Source organism: Burkholderia sp. AU27893, from assembly GCF_002223205.1.
GTDB lineage: Bacteria > Pseudomonadota > Gammaproteobacteria > Burkholderiales > Burkholderiaceae > Burkholderia.
The window spans coordinates 1,215,707-1,233,581 of the sequence record NZ_NKFD01000004.1; the positions used below are offsets into that span (position 1 = coordinate 1,215,707).

At 67.9% G+C, this 17,875-nt stretch carries 19 protein-coding genes; 6 read left to right on the plus strand and 13 right to left on the minus strand.

Going from position 1 to position 17,875, the window contains the following annotated elements:
• Positions 1-52: 52 nt before the first annotated feature.
• Entirely contained in the window at positions 53-1,174 is a 1,122-nt protein-coding gene (locus CFB47_RS25355) for a branched-chain amino acid ABC transporter substrate-binding protein (RefSeq protein WP_089462664.1), read from the minus strand.
• A gap of 121 nt (positions 1,175-1,295) precedes the next feature.
• Positions 1,296-2,033 carry a FadR/GntR family transcriptional regulator gene (locus tag CFB47_RS25360; RefSeq protein ID WP_089442516.1) on the minus strand — a complete coding sequence of 246 codons (738 nt, stop codon included), beginning with the start codon at positions 2,031-2,033 and terminating at the stop codon, positions 1,296-1,298.
• A 262-nt stretch (positions 2,034-2,295) separates the two neighbouring features.
• On the opposite strand from CFB47_RS25360, the gene lhpI reads away from it, so the two are divergent.
• The 3 genes from lhpI (at position 2,296) to CFB47_RS25375 (ending at position 4,600) form a co-directional block, all read left to right on the plus strand.
• A complete protein-coding gene (lhpI, locus tag CFB47_RS25365) occupies positions 2,296-3,231 on the plus strand; it encodes a bifunctional Delta(1)-pyrroline-2-carboxylate/Delta(1)-piperideine-2-carboxylate reductase (protein WP_089462665.1) in 936 nt (311 codons plus the stop codon).
• A gap of 168 nt (positions 3,232-3,399) precedes the next feature.
• On the plus strand, positions 3,400-3,804 hold the full coding sequence (locus CFB47_RS25370; protein ID WP_089462666.1) for a response regulator transcription factor: 405 nt from the start codon (positions 3,400-3,402) through the stop codon (positions 3,802-3,804).
• 16 nt (positions 3,805-3,820) lie between these two features.
• A complete protein-coding gene (locus tag CFB47_RS25375; RefSeq protein WP_089442519.1) occupies positions 3,821-4,600 on the plus strand; it encodes a helix-turn-helix domain-containing protein in 780 nt (259 codons plus the stop codon).
• Between the two features lie 45 nt (positions 4,601-4,645).
• Here CFB47_RS25375 and CFB47_RS25380 read toward each other — a convergent pair whose 3' ends face one another.
• The 6 genes from CFB47_RS25380 to CFB47_RS25405 form a co-directional block, all read right to left on the minus strand.
• Positions 4,646-4,996 (minus strand): metal ABC transporter ATPase, encoded by a 351-nt coding sequence (locus CFB47_RS25380; protein WP_089462667.1) that lies wholly within the window; start codon positions 4,994-4,996, stop codon positions 4,646-4,648.
• 156 nt (positions 4,997-5,152) lie between these two features.
• The gene (locus tag CFB47_RS25385; RefSeq protein WP_089442521.1) at positions 5,153-5,392 is read right to left on the minus strand and encodes a UDP-glucose 4-epimerase; all 240 of its coding nucleotides are present in this window, start codon (positions 5,390-5,392) and stop codon (positions 5,153-5,155) included.
• Positions 5,393-5,408: 16 nt separating this feature from the next.
• Entirely contained in the window at positions 5,409-5,699 is a 291-nt protein-coding gene (locus CFB47_RS25390) for a DUF1488 domain-containing protein (RefSeq protein ID WP_089427535.1), read from the minus strand.
• Positions 5,700-5,837: 138 nt separating this feature from the next.
• Positions 5,838-6,236, minus strand: coding sequence for a DUF488 domain-containing protein (locus tag CFB47_RS25395; RefSeq protein ID WP_089462668.1), 399 nt, complete (start codon positions 6,234-6,236; stop codon positions 5,838-5,840).
• A gap of 162 nt (positions 6,237-6,398) precedes the next feature.
• Positions 6,399-7,601 (minus strand): amino acid aminotransferase, encoded by a 1,203-nt coding sequence (locus CFB47_RS25400; RefSeq protein ID WP_089462669.1) that lies wholly within the window; start codon positions 7,599-7,601, stop codon positions 6,399-6,401.
• Between the two features lie 46 nt (positions 7,602-7,647).
• Positions 7,648-9,033: an amino acid permease gene (locus CFB47_RS25405; RefSeq protein ID WP_089442524.1), complete on the minus strand. Its 1,386-nt coding sequence runs from the start codon at positions 9,031-9,033 to the stop codon at positions 7,648-7,650.
• A 319-nt stretch (positions 9,034-9,352) separates the two neighbouring features.
• Here CFB47_RS25405 and CFB47_RS25410 point away from each other — a divergent pair, with 319 nt between their 5' ends.
• Positions 9,353-9,826, plus strand: a complete 474-nt coding sequence (locus CFB47_RS25410; protein ID WP_039367332.1) for an Lrp/AsnC family transcriptional regulator — start codon at positions 9,353-9,355, stop codon at positions 9,824-9,826.
• 18 nt (positions 9,827-9,844) lie between these two features.
• On the opposite strand, the gene CFB47_RS25415 is transcribed toward CFB47_RS25410, so the two are convergent.
• Positions 9,845-10,756, minus strand: coding sequence for an EamA family transporter (locus tag CFB47_RS25415; RefSeq protein ID WP_089442525.1), 912 nt, complete (start codon positions 10,754-10,756; stop codon positions 9,845-9,847).
• Between the two features lie 349 nt (positions 10,757-11,105).
• Between CFB47_RS25415 and CFB47_RS25420 the strand changes: the two genes are divergently transcribed.
• Positions 11,106-12,779: a phospholipase C gene (locus tag CFB47_RS25420; protein WP_089462670.1), complete on the plus strand. Its 1,674-nt coding sequence runs from the start codon at positions 11,106-11,108 to the stop codon at positions 12,777-12,779.
• 95 nt (positions 12,780-12,874) lie between these two features.
• Positions 12,875-14,296 carry a cytochrome-c peroxidase gene (locus tag CFB47_RS25425; RefSeq protein ID WP_089462671.1) on the plus strand — a complete coding sequence of 474 codons (1,422 nt, stop codon included), beginning with the start codon at positions 12,875-12,877 and terminating at the stop codon, positions 14,294-14,296.
• Positions 14,297-14,325: 29 nt separating this feature from the next.
• Here the strand turns inward: CFB47_RS25425 and CFB47_RS25430 are convergent, their stop codons facing one another.
• From CFB47_RS25430 to CFB47_RS25445, 4 genes are all read right to left on the minus strand, one after another.
• Entirely contained in the window at positions 14,326-15,057 is a 732-nt protein-coding gene (locus tag CFB47_RS25430; RefSeq protein ID WP_089462672.1) for a class I SAM-dependent methyltransferase, read from the minus strand.
• A gap of 78 nt (positions 15,058-15,135) precedes the next feature.
• Positions 15,136-16,446 carry an FAD-binding oxidoreductase gene (locus tag CFB47_RS25435; RefSeq protein WP_089462673.1) on the minus strand — a complete coding sequence of 437 codons (1,311 nt, stop codon included), beginning with the start codon at positions 16,444-16,446 and terminating at the stop codon, positions 15,136-15,138.
• Positions 16,443-17,198 (minus strand): amino acid ABC transporter ATP-binding protein, encoded by a 756-nt coding sequence (locus tag CFB47_RS25440; protein WP_089442530.1) that lies wholly within the window; start codon positions 17,196-17,198, stop codon positions 16,443-16,445. The genes CFB47_RS25435 and CFB47_RS25440 overlap by 4 nt, the downstream gene beginning before the upstream one ends.
• Entirely contained in the window at positions 17,195-17,851 is a 657-nt protein-coding gene (locus CFB47_RS25445) for an amino acid ABC transporter permease (RefSeq protein WP_089462674.1), read from the minus strand. Before CFB47_RS25445 ends, CFB47_RS25440 begins: the two co-directional genes overlap by 4 nt.
• Between the last annotated feature and the right edge of the window lie 24 nt (positions 17,852-17,875).

Below are 17,875 nucleotides of genomic sequence, written 5' to 3' on the forward strand. Positions count from 1 at the left end.
GCGTTGAAACGAAGAACGGCGGCCGCGCCGCCGTCCGATGGCAGGCTGGCCGTTACTTCGCGTACGGTTCCGGCAGGCCGTTGCGAATCACGTAGACGGTGGTCGGCGCGCCCTTCAGGTCGCCGTTCGCGTCGAACGAATAGATGCCCGCGACGCCCTGATAGTTCGACTTCGCGAGCTGCGCGATCAGCTTCGCCTTGTCGGTGGTCGTGCCGGCCTTGACCATCGCGTCGGCGAGCAGCTTCATCCCGTCGTAGTAGTTCACGCCGTAGACCTGCGTATCGGTGTGATACGTGTCGTGGTACTTCTTCAGGAATTCGCGCCCGGCCGCCGTCTTCTCGAGCGCGACGCCGCCCTGCGCGCAGTAGACGATCGACGCCGCGTCGCCCGCGACCTTGCCCATGTCGGCCGAGCAGATGCCGTCGCCGCCGAGCAGCTTCGCGCGCAGGCCGCGCTGCTTCATCTGCTTGGCCATCGGCGCGCCCTGTGCCGCATAGCCGCCGAGGAAGATCACGTCGGGGTTGCTGGCCTTGATCTTGGTGAGAATGCCGAGGAAGTCGGTGGCCGACGAACTCGTGAATTCCTGGTCGACGATCTTGATCCCGTTCGCCTTCGCGACGTTCATGAACTGCTCGGCCACGCCCTGCCCGTACGCGGTGCGATCGTCGATCACGGCGGCGGTCTTCGCGTTCAGCGTCTTCGCGGCGAAGGTCGCCATCGTGCCGCCGAGCTGCTCGTCGCTCGCGCCGATCCGGAAGATGTTCTTGAAGCCCTGCCTGGTCAGTGCCGGGTTCGACGCGACCGGCAGCATCGGCACGCCGGCGCTCGAGTACACGCGCGAGGCCGGAATCGCGACGCCCGAGTTGTATGGCCCGAGCACCGCGACCACGCCCTTGTCGACGAGATTCTGCGCCACCTGCACGCCGGCCTTCGGATCGGCCTGGTCGTCGTCGGAGACCAGTTTGAAGGTGACGGTCTTGCCGGCGACCTTGATGCCGGCCTTGTTGAGTTCGTCGACGGCCAGGCGCGCGCCGTTTTCATTGTCCTTGCCGTTCGCGGCCTGCGGGCCGGTCAGCGGCGCCGAATGGCCGATCATGACGACTTCCTGCGCGTGCGCGGAAGTCAGCGCGCCGGCGGCGAGGGCCACCGAGAGCGCGGTAACGAGGTGTCGCATGATGTCTCCTGATTGGTTTTGTGTGAAACCAATGTAGGATACGCGTGGTCACCATGCAAGCAATTTCAAAATAAAAATGTCGATTCTGGTCATTTTTCAGACCAGAACGAGCCATGCACGGTCATTTCGGCGTGATGTCGCGCCGCACGCGGCGGATGTGCTGCTCGACATAGAACGCCGCCGCGTCGGCGTCGCCGGACACGATCGCCTCGTAGATCAGCCGGTGTTCGGACACGTAGAGCCGGATCCGGCCCGCATCGTAGATGCCGTCGTCCTTCAGCCGCTTCCACAACGGCTGGTCCATCGTCTTCGCGACTTCGTCCGCGATCTTCACGATCAGCGCGTCGCCGGTCATCAGCGCCAGCTGGCGATGGAACAGCCGGTCGCTCTCGTTCCACAGCGCGCGCTGATGCGGATCGTCGACGTCGGTAATGGTTTCCATCTGGGCCAGATAGCGTTCGGCGCCGGGGTCGGCGCGGCCGTGCGCAGCCGCGAGGCGCGCGATCGCCGGCTCCAGGATCAGCCGCACGTCGAGCGTCGACGTCGGGCTGAAATCGGGCTCGGACGCCCGGTGCGTGTCGCCGCGCGCCGCGAGCACGTCGAGCGGCGACGCGACGACGTAGGTGCCCGAATTGCGCTTCGTGAACACGAGCCCTTCGTTCTGCAGTGCGCCGAGCGCCTCGCGCACGGCCGGCCGGCCGACCTGGAACAGCCCCGCGAGCTCGCGCTCGGACGGCAGCCGCGACTCGGCGGCATAGCGCCCCGCGCGGATTTCGTCGCGGATCTTCTCGGCCACCTGCTCGTAGATCTGCAGCGGCCTGAAACCGCCTTCGAGTGTGTCGGGACGCGCGGACATCATCGTATGGCTCCTGCCCGGTCGCGGGCGTGAATCTGGAATGGGTTCGCACTATACCGGAGCGCGCCGGCATCGAGGCCATGGCGGCCCGTCTGGACAGATATTAGAACCAAAACCGGCGAGGCGCTTTATTTTCTGGGTTGCGGCCGGGCCAGCAAGTGGTATAGATTCGATCCACACTGCCCTGTGTCACGGTATCCGGCAGCTCTTGGCGGGCGCGGCATGCGCCCGTCGTCCACGCTCACCGACGCATGCGACGTACACGATGACCGCTCTTTCCCCGATTCCCGTTTTCGATGCGGCCGGCACGGCCGCGCTGCTCGACTACCCGGCGCTGCTCGCCACCCTCAGGCAAGCCGTCGCCGACTATGCGGCGGGCGAGATCGTCAGCCCCGAACGCCTGGTCGTGCCGCTGCAGGCGGGCGGCGTGATGCTGTCGATGCCGTCGAGCGCGCGCGACCTCGCGGCCCACAAGCTCGTGAACGTGTGCCCCGGCAACGGCGCGCGCGCGCTGCCGACCATCCTCGGCCAGGTCACCGCCTACGACGCGACCACCGGCGAGATGCGCTTCGCGCTCGACGGCCCGACGGTCACCGGGCGCCGCACGGCGGCCATCACCGCGCTCGGCATCCAGGCGCTGCATGGCGCCGCGCCGCGCGACATCCTGCTGATCGGCACCGGGAAACAGGCGGCCAATCACGCGGAAGCGCTCGCCGCGATCTTTCCCGAAGCGCGCCTCCACGTGCGCGGCACAAGCGCCGACAGCGCAGCGGCATTCTGTGCCGCGCACCGCGCGCAGGCGCCACGCCTCGTGCCGCTCGACGGCGACGCGATTCCCGATGCGATCGACGTGGTCGTCACGCTGACGACGAGCCGCACGCCCGTCTATCGCGAGGCCGCGCGCGAAGGCCGGCTCGTGGTCGGCGTCGGCGCGTTCACCGCGGACGCGGCCGAGATCGACGCGAACACGGTGCGCGCGAGCCGGCTGGTCGTCGACGATCCGGCCGGCGCGCGCCACGAGGCCGGCGACCTGATCGTCGCGCAGGTCGACTGGCAGCACGTCGCGTCGCTCGCCGACGTGCTCGCCGGCGCATTCGACCGCACCGGGCCGCTGCTGTTCAAGAGCGTCGGCTGTGCGGCGTGGGATCTCGCCGCGTGCCGCACCGCGCGCGATGCGCTGGCTGCGCGCGAGGCTGGGTGACCCTGCAACGTCCCCCATCAGCCGCGCTCGCGGCATCGCCAACCCGGAGCCGACCCGGCGATTTCCCGTACGCGTTGTAGGAATCGCCCTACAACGCGTCGCAGCGGCCTACATCAACTTCCAATTCGGCCGATTTCAATTTCGGCGGCGCAACACGATACTGCCGGCATGAATGCCATCCAGTTACCCGCCGCGCTCCGGGTGTTTCTCGTCGATCATGCCGCTGCCGTCCGGCAGCGGATCGCGCTGCTCGTCGGCGCGATCCGCGGTGTCGCCGTCGTCGGCGAAGCGGAAGACGGCCAGGACGCGTGGGCCCATATCCGCAGCAGCCAGGCGGACGTGGTGATCGTCGACCTGCGGCTGGCGGACGGCAGCGGCCTCGAGCTGATCGGGACGCTGTCGAAGGCCGCGCCGCGCATCGTCACGATCGTGCTGACGAATCACTCGGCGCCGGCATTCAGAGAGGCATGCGCGTTGGCCGGAGCCGACTACTTCTTCGACAAGACCGTCGAATTCGACGCCGCATGCCAGGTCATCGAATCCCTGGTGCACGCTCGCGTGCACCACCCCTGACGAGCCGGAGTGACTCATGTCCACAGCCACCCCCTGCGCCGCCGACGTATCCCTCACGCCCCGGCCGACGATTCCGCTTCGCGCGGTCACGCGCGCCGACGCCGCCAAGCATCCCGCCGCGCGCTGCTCGGTGTGCGCGATGCGCTCAATGTGCCTGCCGCCGCACCTGACCGCGGCCGAATACGGCCGCCTCGACTCGATCATCTGCACGACCCGGCAGGTACGCCAGGGCGACGCGCTGTTCCGCACCGACGATCCGTTCCAGAGCATCTATGCGGTGCGCGCGGGTTCGTTCAAGACGGTGATGATGCATCGCGACGGCCGCGAGCATGTGACGGGCTTCCAGATCGCCGGTGAAACGCTCGGGATGGACGGCATCGGCAGCGGCCAGCATTGCTGCGACGCGATCGCGCTCGAGGACAGCGTCGTGTGCATCATCCCGTTCGGTGCGCTCGAAGCGGCGTGCCGCGAGATCAAGCCGATGCAGCACTTCCTCTACCAGATGCTGAGCAGCGAGATCGTCCGCGAATCCAGCCAGATGCTGCTGCTCGGCACGATGTCGGCCGAGCAGCGCGTCGCGCATTTCCTGCTGAACCTGTCGTCGCGTTTCGAGGCGCGCGGCTATTCGGCGACGGAATTCAACCTGCGGATGACGCGCGAGGAAATCGGCTGCTATCTCGGGATGAAGCTCGAAACCGTGAGCCGGATGTTCTCGCGGTTCCATCGCGAAGCGCTGGTCGAAACGCGCGGCAAGCGCGTGCGCATCATCGATTCGCAAGCGCTCGCCCGGGTCTGACGAGCCGGAACCCAGGCTGCGCCTGACGGCGCCGCGCGCGATGCATCAGCGCATCGCGCCATCGGCCGCCGCGTTGCGCAGCCCCACCCTTGCACCGGCCGCCTGGCACGCGAGCAGCGCCTGTTCGGCCTGCATGAACGCGCGGCGCAGCGCGTCGTCCAGGTTGCCGCCGACGCACGGCGGCAGCGGCCAGCGCGCCGTGTCGTGCGTCACGAGGTCGAGTCGCACGTCGTACACGCGAACGCCGCCCTCGTCGGCACTCGCTTCAATGGCGAGGTAACAGCCGTCGATCAGCGCGCGAAACCGTTCGAGCCGCACCAGCTGCGCGCCGGCTTCGGCTTCGACCGCGGCGGTCGCCGCGAATCCCAGGCAGGCGATCTGCATGCCCACGCCCATGTCGTGTCTCCCTGACGGGGCCGCCCGCTCGTCGACCGCCTTGCATGTGCCGCCCGCACCGGAAGGCGGCGGCACCTGTTGCCCGTGGCACGGCGCGACTTCTGCGATCGCTGCCCGGCCGATAGTCTGCCCGTGCCGTCGCCGGCGCGGGTCCGTTCATACGTTGAAGGTCTGCGACGTCTTCATCTCGATCCACGTCATGCCGGCCCGCAGCCCTTCGATCATCGCCTCGCGTTCGGTCTGATACGCATGGCTGTGCTCGAACGTATGATGAAAACGCGCGGCGCCGGTGCCGTGCTCGACCGACACGCGGCAGCGGAATTCGCCCGATTCGCACGGGCGCGTCTCGACTTCGACGGACCAGTCGCGTTCGTGAATGTTGCCCTGCAGTGTCATGCGCCCTCCTGCGGTATCAGTCTCCGAGCCGGAAGTGGCCGCTGTGCAGCAGCACCGGCCGGCCGCCGATTTCCTCGAGCATGCGTCGTGCCATCGCCTCGATCGCCGACCGGTGCGCGTCGAATGCGGCCAGCAGGTCGCGTTCGAGCAGCGACGGCGCGCCGAAATGATCCTCCAGCGCCTCGGCCGTGACCGCGCACTGCACGCACCGTCCGTCGACCAGTGCCGAAAACGCCACGACCAGGTCGCGTGCGCAATATTCGGGGGGCTCCGGCGGGAAAACAATCTGCATCTGTCGGCCTGTCATCGTCGTGATGGCTCCATGACAAGAGCATAGTGGCGCGCGCGCCCGCACGCTTGACCCACGTCAACCGGTTCGCTGCACCGCACGATAACGGTGCGGCAGCGTGCCGGCGCGGCTGCGCGATGCCGCTACAAACGGCTTTCAGCCTGCGTCGGGCTCGATCGTCGCGCCGCGCTCCGCGAGCAGCTCGCGCAGCACGCTGCGGTGGCAACGGCGCTCGTCGTCGCAATAGCAGCCGATCGAAAACGCCGTGGTCGCCGACAGCGCCGCCAGCAGGTCGAGCACCTTCGGCGCCTCGCCGTGCGCCATCTCCGCACGGAAGTGACGCCGGAACGCGTTCCATTCGGCATCGGTTGCGGCGGCCTGCGCCTGCGCGACGAGTTCCGGGCTCGGCGACAGTGTCGGCAGCCATACATCATAGTAGTTGCGCGACGCGAATTCCGCCTTCGGCACGCCGCGCGGCGGCCGCCGCACCGTGCCGATCCGCAGGCCCTCGCCGGCCGCGCGCGGCGTGCCGAGTTGGATGATCCGGATGCCCATGTGCTTCCTTCCGAGTTGTGTGGGATGCCGTGATCGTACCGCCGTGCGTGGCCCCGCGTCAGCCGGGTGGCGCACCTTGCGGCCGCACGACGAAAAACCGGCTGCCCCCTTGCGAAGACAGCCGGTTCGGCCAGCCGTGTTGCGCGCCGGGGCGCGCCGCGCTCAGACGCCGCTCTTCAGCACCTTGCCGATGGCATCCGCGACGATGGCGACGTTCGAGTCGTTCAGGCCCGCGACGCACATCCGGCCCGAACGCAGGATGTACACGCCGTGCACTTCGCGCAGCGCGTCGACCTGCGATTCGGTCAGGCCCGTGTACGTGAACATCCCGCGCTGCTTCACGTAGCGCGTGAGTGCCTCGCCGCTGACGTGGTCGCGCAGGCCGTCATGGATCGACTGGCGCATCCGAGCGATGCGGCGGCACATCGCCGCCAGTTCCTCTTCCCACTGCTTGCGCAGCGCGGGCGTGCCGAGCACGGTTGCCACGACCTTCGCGCCGTAGGTTTGCGGGTTGCTGTAGTTCGAGCGCACCGCGCCGGCCAGCTGGCCGAGCACGCGCTCGGCCGCGGCGGCATCCTCGCAGACGACGCTCAGGCCGCCCACGCGCTCGCCGTACAGCGAGAAGTTCTTCGAGAACGAGTTCGCGACCAGCGCCGGCACGCCACGGCGGGCCAGTTCGCGCACCGCGAACGCGTCCGCGTCGAGGCCCGCGCCGAAGCCCTGGTACGCCATGTCGACGAACGGCAGCAGCCCGCGCGCCTCGATCACGTCGATCAGCTTCTCCCACTGGCCTTCGTCGAGGTCGACACCGGTCGGGTTGTGGCAGCACGCGTGCAGCAGCACGATGCTGCGCGCGGGCAGCGCATCGATCGCCGCGAGCATCGCGTCGAACTTCAGGCCGCCCGTCGCTTCGTCGTAGTACGGATACGTGTTCACCGTGAAGCCGGCGCGCTCGAAGATGAAGCGGTGGTTTTCCCAGCTCGGATCGCTGAGCCACACCTGCGAATCCGGGAAATAGCGCTTCAGGAAATCGGCGCCGACCTTCAGTGCGCCGGAGCCGCCGAGCGTCTGCAGCGTCGCGATGCGCCCGGCCGCGCGGGCCGGGTGATCGGCGCCGAACACGAGCGCCTGTACGGCGTCACGATACGCGGCCAGGCCGACCATCGGCAGGTACGGCTTCGCGCCGCTGTCGCGCTGCAGCGTGGTTTCGGCTTCGCGCACGGCGCCCATCACCGGAATCCGGCCTTCGGCGTCGAAGTAGATGCCGATGCTCAGGTTGACCTTCTGGTCGCGCGGATCTTTCTGGAAGTTCTCGTTGAGCGTCAGGATCGGATCGCCCGGGTACGCGTCGATGTGTTCGAACATGGCTTGAATCGGTCTCGTTTGGAAGAATGGTCGGTGGTGGCCTGCGTCAGCGTGCGGATGCGCCGTCGTGCACCGCATAGCCTGCATTCTTCTGACGGAAGCGATACCCGACCGCGAGCACCGCGAGCCATACCGGGATCAGGTACACCGACAGGCGGAGATCCGGCGTCAGGTACATCACGACGAGAATGCCGGCCATGAAAGCCAGGCACAGGTAATTCGTGAAAGGATAGCCCAGACTGCGGAAGGAAGTCTCCTCCCCGGCCGCGCGCTTCGCCTGGCGGAACTTCAGGTGGATCAGCGTGATCATCGCCCAGTTGATGATCAGCGCCGACACGACGAGGCCCATCAGCACCTCGAACGCCTTGCCCGGCATGAAGTAGTTGACCAGCACGCACACGCCGGTCGCGAGCGCCGACGCGCCGAGCGCGGCGAGCGGAATGCCGCGCTTGTTCACCGAGCACAGCACCTTCGGCGCGTTGCCCTGCTGCGCGAGGCCGAACAGCATCCGGCTGTTGCTGTACACGCCGCTGTTGTAGACCGACAGCGCGGCCGTCAGCACGACCACGTTCAGCACGTTGGCCACCAGGTTGCTGCTCAGCGCGTGGAAGATCAGCACGAACGGGCTGCCGCCGGTGACGACCTTTTCCCACGGATACAGCGACAGCAGCACCGCGAGCGCGCCGATGTAGAAAATCAGGATGCGATAGATCACCTGGTTGGTCGCGCGCGGAATGCTGCGCTTCGGATCGTCGGCCTCGGCCGCGGTGATGCCGATCAGTTCCAGCCCGCCGAACGAGAACATGATCGCGGCCATCGACATCACGAGCCCCGACACGCCGTTCGGGAAGAAGCCGCCGTGTTGCCACAGGTTCCGGACACTCGCCTCCGGCCCTGCATGGCCGCTCGCGAGCAGCCAGCCGCCGAAGCCGATCATCCCGACGATCGCGGCGACCTTGATGATCGAGAACCAGAATTCCGTCTCGCCGTACGACTTCACGCTGGCCAGGTTGAGCAGGTTGATCGCGACGAAGAAGACCAGCGCCGACACCCAGGTCGGCACGCCCGGCCACCAGTACTGCACGTAGATCCCGACGGCCGACAGCTCGGCCATGCTGACGAGGATGTACAGCACCCAGTAGTTCCAGCCCGACAGGAAGCCGGTGAAGTGGCCGACGTACTTGTTGGCGAAGTAGCTGAACGAGCCGGCGACGGGCTCGTCGACGACCATCTCGCCGAGCTGGCGCATGATGAAGAACGCGACGATGCCGGCCACCGCGTAGCCGAGCAGCACGGACGGGCCCGCCATCTTGATCGTCTGCGCGATGCCGAGGAACAGCCCCGTGCCGAGCGCGCCGCCGAGCGCAATCAGCTGGATGTGCCGGTTCTTCAGCCCGCGCTTCAGGCCGTCGCTCTCGTTTCCAGAAACCATGTCTTCTCCACTCTGTCCGCGCCCGCCTGCAGCGGGGTGCGGCGCGCCTCGGTGTGCCGGGCGCTGTTTTGGTGTGCCGGGGCCGTTCGTGGAGCCGCCGGGTTGGGGACTGCAATCTTCGCGTGGCGGCGCCCGATTCGCGTCGGCGTGCCCGCCAGACCGGCCGCCGACCGTCGCCGCGCCCGCCTTGCTGCGTTCGCACACGAAAATCCGGCGTCAGTTTAGCGTCGCGACGGCGAAATCGGGTTTCGTAACCCGTTCATGCAAACCCTACATTATGAGATAAGATTGCATCCGGGAGACGGATGAGGAAACAAAAATGCATGAACCGGTTCTGGATCGCCTCGATCGCCACTTGCTCGCGATCCTGCAGGAGAACGGCCGCGCGTCGAACCTCGACCTGGCGAAGGCCGTCGGCCTGTCACCCGCGCAGACGCTGCGCCGCCACCGGCGGCTGGAGGAAATCGGTGCGATCCGTCGCTATGAAACCCGGCTGTGCCCCGACACGCTCGGTTTCGGCGTGACCGCTTTCGTGCACGTGACGATGGAGCGCGGGCATATCCGCGACCTGTCGAAGTTCCAGAAACTGGTGTCCGATCTCGCGCAGATCCAGGAGTGCTTCTCGGTGACGGGCGACATCGACTACGTGCTGAAGGTCGTCGCGCACGATCTGAAGGGCTTGTCGCGATTCCTGCTCGAGACGCTGATGCGTATTCCCGGCGTGAGCGGCGTGCATTCGAGCGTGTGCCTCGACGAGATCAAGTGCACGAGTGCGATGCCGGTCGAGGCCTGATTCGGCGGGCCGGCCCCGTTATCTCACCGCTTCAAACGCACTGATCAACAACGCCCCCGCCGCGATCACCGCGCAACCGGCCGCCCGGCGCGGCGTCAGCCGCTCGCCGAGATACACCCGCGCGATCAGCGCCGCGAACACCACGCTCGTTTCCCGCAGCGCCGACACAGGCCCCATCGGCGCGCGATCCATCGCCCAGATCACGATGCCGTACGCGAGCGCCGCGAACACGCCGCCGCACGCGGCCTTCGCCGTTTCCCCGGCCTCCTGCGTCAGCCGCAGCGGCCCCGCCCGCAGCCGGTAGTAGGCCGCCATCATCGCGCCCGTCAGCACGAACATCCACGCGGTATAGCCGACCGTATTGCCGCTTTCCCGCACGCCGATCCCGTCGACCACGCTGTAGGCCGCGATCGACACGCCGGTCGCGAACGCGGTTGGCAGCACCTGCATCATCCGGTGCTTCGCGCCGCGCCCGCGCTCCAGGCCGATCGCCAGGATGCCCGCGCAGATCAGCACGAGCCCAGCCTGCGCGCCCAGGTTCAGCCGCTCGCCCGCGAACGCCGCCGCACCGAGCGTGACGAGCAGCGGCGCGGTGCCGCGTGCGACCGGATACGCGACGGTGAGGTCGCCGTGCTCGTATGCGCGCACCAGCAGCAGCGTATAGACGACGTGCAGCACGGCCGACGCGACGACGCACGCCCAGCTCGCGGGCGTGATCGGCGCCGCGGCCGGCAGGAACAGCAGCGCGAACAGCCCGATCGCGATCTGCAGCACCGTGGCCGACCGCAGCCGGTCGCCGCTGCTGCGGACGAGCGCATTCCACGACGCGTGCAGGAACGCCGCACACAGGACGGCAAACAGAACGGGAATCGGCACGCTGAATACTCGCTGACGGTCGGCCACGCGAAATCGTCGCCGCAGGGCGTTCATCGTAGGAATACGTCATCCGATTGTCAAAAAACGGGCGCTGCAGCGCACCGTGCGCCCACCGGTCGATCACGTCCTTTCGCCCGCCCCGCGCGGCATCCGCGGCAACCGGCCCACGCACCGCGAGATGTGACGCGAACGTGGCATGCGGTCAGCCCCTTTCCGTTCGCTTTCGCGTCGCATTCCGCCGTAATGAAATCGATACCGCAGCGCAATCGCGACGAAACCACTCCGTCCCCATATCTTCATACGGGACTGTTCCAATGCGCGTGCTCGCTCAAGAGCTTCGCGCCGAACCGACACGGCGACGGGGCCGCTCTCCACCATCGAAGACCTTACCTGGAGTTTCCCGATGTTCCGTCAAGCCTTGCTCGTCTCCGCCTGCGCAGCCGCGGCGCTGGCGCTGTTCGCCTGCGGCGGCAGCGACGATCCCACGTCGACGCCTGCCGTGTCGTCGCAGGATGCGCTGCAGACCGCCACGCCGATCAAGCACGTCGTCGTGATCTACGGCGAAAACATCTCGTTCGACCACTACTTCGGCACGTACCCGAACGCGACGAACCCGTCGGGCGAACCGGCGTTCACCGCCAAGTCCGGCACGCCGACGATCAACGGGCTGACCGGCACGCTGCTCACCGCGAACCCGAACTTCACGAACACGGCCAACGGCACCGACGCGGCGAACCCGTTCCGCCTCGACCGCACGCAGGCCGCGACCGCGGACCAGAACCACGCGTACACGGCCGAGCAGCAGGCCGAGGACAACGGCCTCGCCGACCTGTTCCCGAAATACACCGGCAAGGGCTCGTCCGGCGGCGCCGGCGCGTTCGGCACGAAGGGCCAGGTGATGGGCTACTTCGACGGCAACACCGTGACGGCCCTGTGGAACTATGCGCAGCGCTTCGCGATGAGCGACAACACGTTCACGACGGTCTACGGCCCGTCGACGCCGGGCGCGCTGAACGTCGTGTCGGGCCAGACCAACGGGATGCAGATCGTCAAGACGTCGAAGCAGCCGTCGACGCTCGCCGCGACCTCGTACTACATCAACGACGGCCAGGGCGGCTTCACGATGATCAACGACGTCGACCCGGGCTTCGACGTGTGCTCGAGCACGACCGACCAGGCGATGATGACCGGCAAGAACATCGGCGACCTGCTGAACAGCGCGAAGATCACGTGGGGCGGCTTCATGGGCGGCTTCAACCTGTCGACGACGAACGGCAACGGCACCACGGGCTGCGCGCGCAGCACGGTCGCCACCGCCGTGAACGCCGCGACGGCCGACTACATCCCGCACCACAACTGGTTCCAGTACTACGCGTCGACCGCGAACCCGCAGCACACGCGCCCGAGCTCGGTCGCCGCGATCGGTTCGAGCTTCCAGACCGACGGCAAGACCGCCGAACCGGCGAACCACCAGTACGACACGGACGACTTCTTCGCCGCCGTCAAGGCCGGCAACTTCCCGTCGGTCAGCTACCTGAAGGCGCCGGCGGCGCAGGACGGGCATGCGGGCTATTCGGATCCGCTCGACGAGCAGGCGTTCGTGACGAAGGTCGTCAACTTCCTGCAGCAGCAGCCGGACTGGCAGAACACGGCCGTGATCGTCACGTATGACGACTCGGACGGCTGGTACGACCACGTGTACACGGCGCCGACGCACGCATCGTCGGACCCGGTCGACCAGGTCAACGGCAGCGGCAAGTGCGGCACCGGCGGCACCACCGGCGTGAACGGCGCGACCGTGAACGGCCGCTGCGGCCCGGGCGTGCGCATTCCGCTCGTCGTGATCTCGCCGTACGCGAAGCAGAACTACGTCGACCACACGATGCTCGACCAGGCATCCGTCGTGCGCTTCATCGAGGACAACTGGCTCGGCGGCCAGCGCATCGGCGGCGGCTCGTTCGATGCGACGGCGGGCGACCTGCGGGCGTTGTTCGACTTCACGTCGAAGCCGAACACGACGCCGCTGTACCTCGACCCGACGCTCGGCACCGTATTGAGCTCGGCACCGGCGATCTGACCGGTACGTCGTGACCGCATGGCCGGCGCAGCACGCGCCGGCCGTTTCCATTTCAACGCGTCGCTTCGTGCGACGCCCGTTTTTCGACCGACAGCATGACAGCTCGCCCCGCGTTTCCGTCTCCCGATGCCGCCGGCACACCCGCGCCGCGTGCCCCTTCCCGCCTGCTGCGCCGCGCGGCGTTCGTGATCGGCGCCGCCGTGCTCGGCTACGGCGCGTTCGCGATCGCGTTCCCCGCGCAGGTGCCCGCGGCGATCGGCACCGTCGTCGCCGACTGGACGGGCGCGAACCCGCATCCGGTCGTGCTGCAGCGACCCGTCGCGCAACCGCTGTCGGCGGTCGCGCAGCTCGGCCGCGCGCTGTTCGCCGATCCGTCGCTGTCCGCGTCGGGCAAGCAGTCGTGCGCGTCGTGCCACAGCCCGGATCATGCGTATGGCCCGCCGAATGCGCTCGACGTGCAGCCGGGCGGCCTCGCGATGACGCAGCAGGGCTATCGCCCGCCGCCGTCGCTGATGTACCTGTACCGTCAGCCGAACTTCAGCATCGGCCCCGATGCCGGTGAAAACGACGCCGCGCCGAGCGTCGCGCAGCAGGCTGCATCCGCGGCCGGCGTCGTCAAGGCGCAGAAGGTGGCCGGCACGTCGGCCGCGCCGCAACTCGTGCCGCAGGGCGGGTTGTTCTGGGATGGCCGCGCCGATACGCTTCAGCAACAGGCGTTCGGCCCACTGCTGAATCCGGTCGAGATGGCGAACGCGAGCGTCGACGACGTCGCGCGCAAGCTCAAGCAGTCGTCGCACCGCGCGCAGCTCGAGCAACTGTTCGGCCCGCGCGTGTTCGACAGCCCGCAGCTCGCGGTGTCGGAGGCGATGTTCGCGATCGCGCGGTACCAGGTGGAAGATCCGTCGTTCCATCCGTACAACAGCAAGTACGACCGCTGGCTCGAAGGCCGTGCGCGCTTCACGCAGGCCGAACTGCGCGGGCTGCGCCTGTTCAACGATCCGGACAAGGCGAATTGCGCGGGCTGCCACCTGTCGAAACCCGGCAAGGACGGGCTGCCGCCGATGTTGACCGACTACCAGTACGAGGCGCTCGGCGCGCCGCGCAACAAGGAGCTGGCGCAGAACCGCAACCCGGCGTTCTACGATCTCGGCGTGTGCGGGCCGTTCCGCGACGACCTGAAGGACCAGACGCAGTATTGCGGGATGTTCCTGACGCCGACGCTGCGCAACGCGGCGACGCGCCACGTGTTCTTCCACAACGGCGTGTTCCACACGCTCGACCAGGTGATGGCGTTCTACAACGAACGCAGCATCTCGCCGCAGAAGTTCTATTCGCGCGGCGCGGACGGCAAGGTCGACGAATACGACGACATCCCGCCGAAGTATCGCGCGAACGTCGACGTGACCGATGCGCCGTTCGATCGCAAGCCGGGTGACAAGCCCGCGATGACGGCGCAGGACATCAAGGATATCGAAGCATTCCTGGGTACGCTGAACGACGAGCCGGTGCGGCATTGAGTGCGGGATGACCGCCGCGCCGCGTCGTGTCAGCGGCGCGCGCGGATGCAGAGGAACGCCGGGGCCAGCGACAGCTCCGCATGAAGCCGCTCCGATGCGGCCTTCATCTCCGGCAGCGGCTTCGGCTCGACGAACCGGTCGAGCCGCCAGCCGCTGTCGGCCACGGCGTTCAGGATGTCGGCAAGCGGCCGCCGCCACGCTTCGACATAGGGTTTCGGTTCGCCGAAACCCGACCAGTGACAGCCGAAGCGGGACGTATCGAAATAGGTGCCCTCGCCGCGCGTGCGTTCGTCCATCCAGTCGCGCATCGGATGGGCCATCGAAAACACGAGCGTGGCGCCCGGCCGTGCGACACGCCGGAATTCACGCAGCGTCGACGCAAGGTCGCGCACGTAGTCGAATGCGAGCGAACAGACGATCTTGTCGAACGCTTCGTCGGGCAACCACGTGAGCGGCCCCTCCAGATCGCCCTCCACGATGTCGACCGCGAGGCCCTCGCAGCGCGTTCTCGCCAGCGCGACCATCTCCGGCGTGACGTCGAACGCATGCACCGTCGCGCCCTGGCGCGCGAGGTGTTCGCTGCAGATGCCCGGCCCGCAGCCGGCGTCGAGCACCGCGAGGCCGTCGACGTCGCCGAGCAGCGCCATCGTCGCCGGACGTTCGTAGAGCGCGTTGTGCGCCTTCGTCGGCGCGATGTCGGCGTAGCGTTGCGCAAAGCTCGCGTAAGCGCGGCGGCCGGGTGGTTCGTTCGGATCGGTCATGCGGACTCCTTCGATAGAAACGGGGGGAGCCGATTCTGCCTGATCCGCCGGCGGGTGGCGACCGGCGTCTCGCCTGCGTCACGACAGGCTGTCGAGCAGCCGATACCAGGCCACACCGGCCGCGATGTAGAAGCGCTGCAGCCCGTGAAACGGAATGGGCCGGATCGGCGTGCGCCGGAACGGCAGCGGCAGTTGCGCATCGCCCGACAGGTGCGCGGCCAGATGCTTGCCGAGCGTCGTCGCCATCGCGATGCCGCGCCCGTTGTAGCCGAGCGCGATCGTCACGCCCGGCACGGGCTCGTGCACGTGCGGCATGAAATCAGCGGTGATCGCGACGCGCCCGGCCCAGCGGTACTCGAACCGGACACCCTTCAGTTGCGGATACAGCAGCGTCGTCGCACGCTCGAGATGTCGCCAGTCGCTCGTCGCACGCGGTTCCGCGAACGGGCCGCGGCCGCCCATCAGCAGGCGTCCCGCAGCATCGCGCCGGAAGTACAGCAGCAGGCGCCGTGCATCCGATGCGACCTCGCCGCCGGCGAGGATGTCGCGACCGAGTTCCGGCGCGAGCGGTTGCGTCGCGACGATGAAGCTGTTCGCGGCGATCACCGACTGGCGCAAGCCCGGCCATAGTCCGTCCGTATACCCGTTGGTCGCGATCACGACGCGGTCCGCCGATACCGTCGCGCCGCCGGCCGTCGCGACCTGCCAGCGGCCGTCGGCACGCGTCAGCCCGACGGCGCGCGTCAGCCCGTGCACGATCGCCCCGCTCGCCTGCGCGGCGCGCACGAGGCCGCGCGTATAGCTGAGCGGCTGCACGCTGCCCGCGCGGCGATCGATCCAGCCGCCCGCGTACGCATGCGTGCCGAGCCGGCGCGCGACCTCGTCGCGACCGAGCAGCTCGACCGGTGCGCCGCGCGCGGCCCATTGCTGCGCACGCCGGGCGACCGTGTCGAGCATCGCGGCAGTCGGCGCCGGCTGGATCCAGCCGTGGCGTCGCGCATCGCAGTCGATCGCGTGCCGCGCGATCAGGTCGAATACCGTGTCGGCCGCACCGCCGACCACGGCGGCAAGTTGCTCGCCGGCTTCGTCGCCGAACCGGCGGATCAATTCGTCGGGGTCGTATTTCAGGCCGGGGATCACTTGCCCGCCGTTGCGGCCGGACGCGCCCCAGCCCGGCTGCGCGCCGTCGATCACGCGCACGTTCACGCCGCGTTCGGCCAGGTGAAGCGCGGTCGACAGACCCGTAAAGCCGGCACCGACGATCGCCACGTCGCACGACGCGGAAGCGTCGAGCGCGGGTGTATCGGGCGCCGGCGCGGCGGTCGCCGCCCACAGCGAATCCGGCCACTGGGCGTCGGGCCATCCGGGTGCCGCGTTCCTTGCACTCATGTTCGATCCGGGTTGGCGGCGTCGTCCGACGCCAGCAGTCGACGCAGGAATTCCTGCGTGCGGGGATGCTTCGGCTGCGTGAGCACGTCGCGCGCGGATCCGCTTTCGCAGATGGTGCCGTCGTGCAGGAAACACACGCGATCGGCCACTTCGCGCGCGAATGCCATTTCGTGAGTGACGACCACCATGGTCATGCCGTCGCGCGCGAGTCCGCGCATCACGCCGAGCACTTCGCCGACGAGTTCGGGGTCGAGCGCCGACGTCGGTTCGTCGAACAGGATCGCCTGCGGCTCCATCGCGAGCGCGCGTGCGATCGCGACGCGCTGCTGCTGGCCGCCCGACAGCTCGGACGGGTACGCATTCATCCGGTGCGCGAGCCCGACCTTGTCGAGCAGCGCGCGGGCCTGCTCGCGCGCTTGCGCGGCCGGCGTGCGCCGCACGTGGACTGGCCCTTCCATCACGTTCTCGAGCGCCGTGCGATGCGAGAACAGGTTGAAGCGCTGGAACACCATGCCGACCCGCATCCGCAACTCGTGGATCCGTTTCGAGTGTGCGTCGACCTTCACGCCGTCGATCGTGATCGATCCTTCGTCGTAAGTCTCGAAGCCGTTGATACAGCGCAGCACGGTCGATTTTCCCGAGCCGGACGGCCCGATCAGGCACACGACCTCACCTTGCTGCACGTCGAGGCTGACGCCCTTCAGCACGGCGTGTTGCTGAAAGCGCTTGTGTATCGCATCGATCCGGATCATGCGCTTCTCCTCAGCGAGAGTCGCTTGCCGAGCCGGTTCACGCCGAACATCAGCGGCAGGCCGAGCGCGAGATACAGCAACGCGACGAGCGTATAGACGCTCATGTTCTGGAACGTCGACGACGCGATCAGCTGTCCGGCGCGCGTGATCTCCGCGACGGTGATCGTTGACGCGACCGATGAATCCTTCAGCAGCATCACCAGCGTGTTGCCGTAAGGCGGCAGCGCGATGCGGAACGCCTGCGGCAGCACCACGCGCCGCATGATCATCGGCCCGCGCATGCCGATCGCGTGCGCGGCTTCGATCTGGCCACGGTCGATCGCCTCGATGCCCGCGCGGAAGTTTTCCGCCTGGTAGGCCGAATACGCGATGCCGAGACCGAGCACCCCGGCCTGGAATGCCGATAGCTGGATGCCGAGATCGGGCAACACGAAGTACATGTAGAACAGCTGCACGATGATCGGCAGGCCGCGAATCACGTTGACGACCGTGCTCCCGACCGTCGACACGGCACAGTTGGGCGACACCTTCAGCAATGCGAGGATCAGCCCGAGCACCGAGCTGAGCACGAACGCGCATGCCGTGATCTCGATCGTGACCACCGCCCCCTTCAGCAGGATCGGCAGGAAATCGATCGCGTTCTGAAAAAACATGAGGTCTCCTATGCGACGGCCCTG

What these genes read in the sequence shown, in the direction of transcription:
- CFB47_RS25355 (WP_089462664.1), bottom strand. Translation starts at nt 1,174, where the DNA reads ATGCGACACCTCGTTACCGCGCTCTCGGTGGCCCTCGCCGCCGGCGCG.
- CFB47_RS25360 (WP_089442516.1), bottom strand. Translation starts at nt 2,033, where the DNA reads ATGATGTCCGCGCGTCCCGACACACTCGAAGGCGGTTTCAGGCCGCTG.
- lhpI (WP_089462665.1), top strand. Translation starts at nt 2,296, where the DNA reads ATGACCGCTCTTTCCCCGATTCCCGTTTTCGATGCGGCCGGCACGGCC.
- CFB47_RS25370 (WP_089462666.1), top strand. Translation starts at nt 3,400, where the DNA reads ATGAATGCCATCCAGTTACCCGCCGCGCTCCGGGTGTTTCTCGTCGAT.
- CFB47_RS25375 (WP_089442519.1), top strand. Translation starts at nt 3,821, where the DNA reads ATGTCCACAGCCACCCCCTGCGCCGCCGACGTATCCCTCACGCCCCGG.
- CFB47_RS25380 (WP_089462667.1), bottom strand. Translation starts at nt 4,996, where the DNA reads ATGGGCGTGGGCATGCAGATCGCCTGCCTGGGATTCGCGGCGACCGCC.
- CFB47_RS25385 (WP_089442521.1), bottom strand. Translation starts at nt 5,392, where the DNA reads ATGACACTGCAGGGCAACATTCACGAACGCGACTGGTCCGTCGAAGTC.
- CFB47_RS25390 (WP_089427535.1), bottom strand. Translation starts at nt 5,699, where the DNA reads ATGACAGGCCGACAGATGCAGATTGTTTTCCCGCCGGAGCCCCCCGAA.
- CFB47_RS25395 (WP_089462668.1), bottom strand. Translation starts at nt 6,236, where the DNA reads ATGGGCATCCGGATCATCCAACTCGGCACGCCGCGCGCGGCCGGCGAG.
- CFB47_RS25400 (WP_089462669.1), bottom strand. Translation starts at nt 7,601, where the DNA reads ATGTTCGAACACATCGACGCGTACCCGGGCGATCCGATCCTGACGCTC.
- CFB47_RS25405 (WP_089442524.1), bottom strand. Translation starts at nt 9,033, where the DNA reads ATGGTTTCTGGAAACGAGAGCGACGGCCTGAAGCGCGGGCTGAAGAAC.
- CFB47_RS25410 (WP_039367332.1), top strand. Translation starts at nt 9,353, where the DNA reads ATGCATGAACCGGTTCTGGATCGCCTCGATCGCCACTTGCTCGCGATC.
- CFB47_RS25415 (WP_089442525.1), bottom strand. Translation starts at nt 10,756, where the DNA reads ATGAACGCCCTGCGGCGACGATTTCGCGTGGCCGACCGTCAGCGAGTA.
- CFB47_RS25420 (WP_089462670.1), top strand. Translation starts at nt 11,106, where the DNA reads ATGTTCCGTCAAGCCTTGCTCGTCTCCGCCTGCGCAGCCGCGGCGCTG.
- CFB47_RS25425 (WP_089462671.1), top strand. Translation starts at nt 12,875, where the DNA reads ATGACAGCTCGCCCCGCGTTTCCGTCTCCCGATGCCGCCGGCACACCC.
- CFB47_RS25430 (WP_089462672.1), bottom strand. Translation starts at nt 15,057, where the DNA reads ATGACCGATCCGAACGAACCACCCGGCCGCCGCGCTTACGCGAGCTTT.
- CFB47_RS25435 (WP_089462673.1), bottom strand. Translation starts at nt 16,446, where the DNA reads ATGAGTGCAAGGAACGCGGCACCCGGATGGCCCGACGCCCAGTGGCCG.
- CFB47_RS25440 (WP_089442530.1), bottom strand. Translation starts at nt 17,198, where the DNA reads ATGATCCGGATCGATGCGATACACAAGCGCTTTCAGCAACACGCCGTG.
- CFB47_RS25445 (WP_089462674.1), bottom strand. Translation starts at nt 17,851, where the DNA reads ATGTTTTTTCAGAACGCGATCGATTTCCTGCCGATCCTGCTGAAGGGG.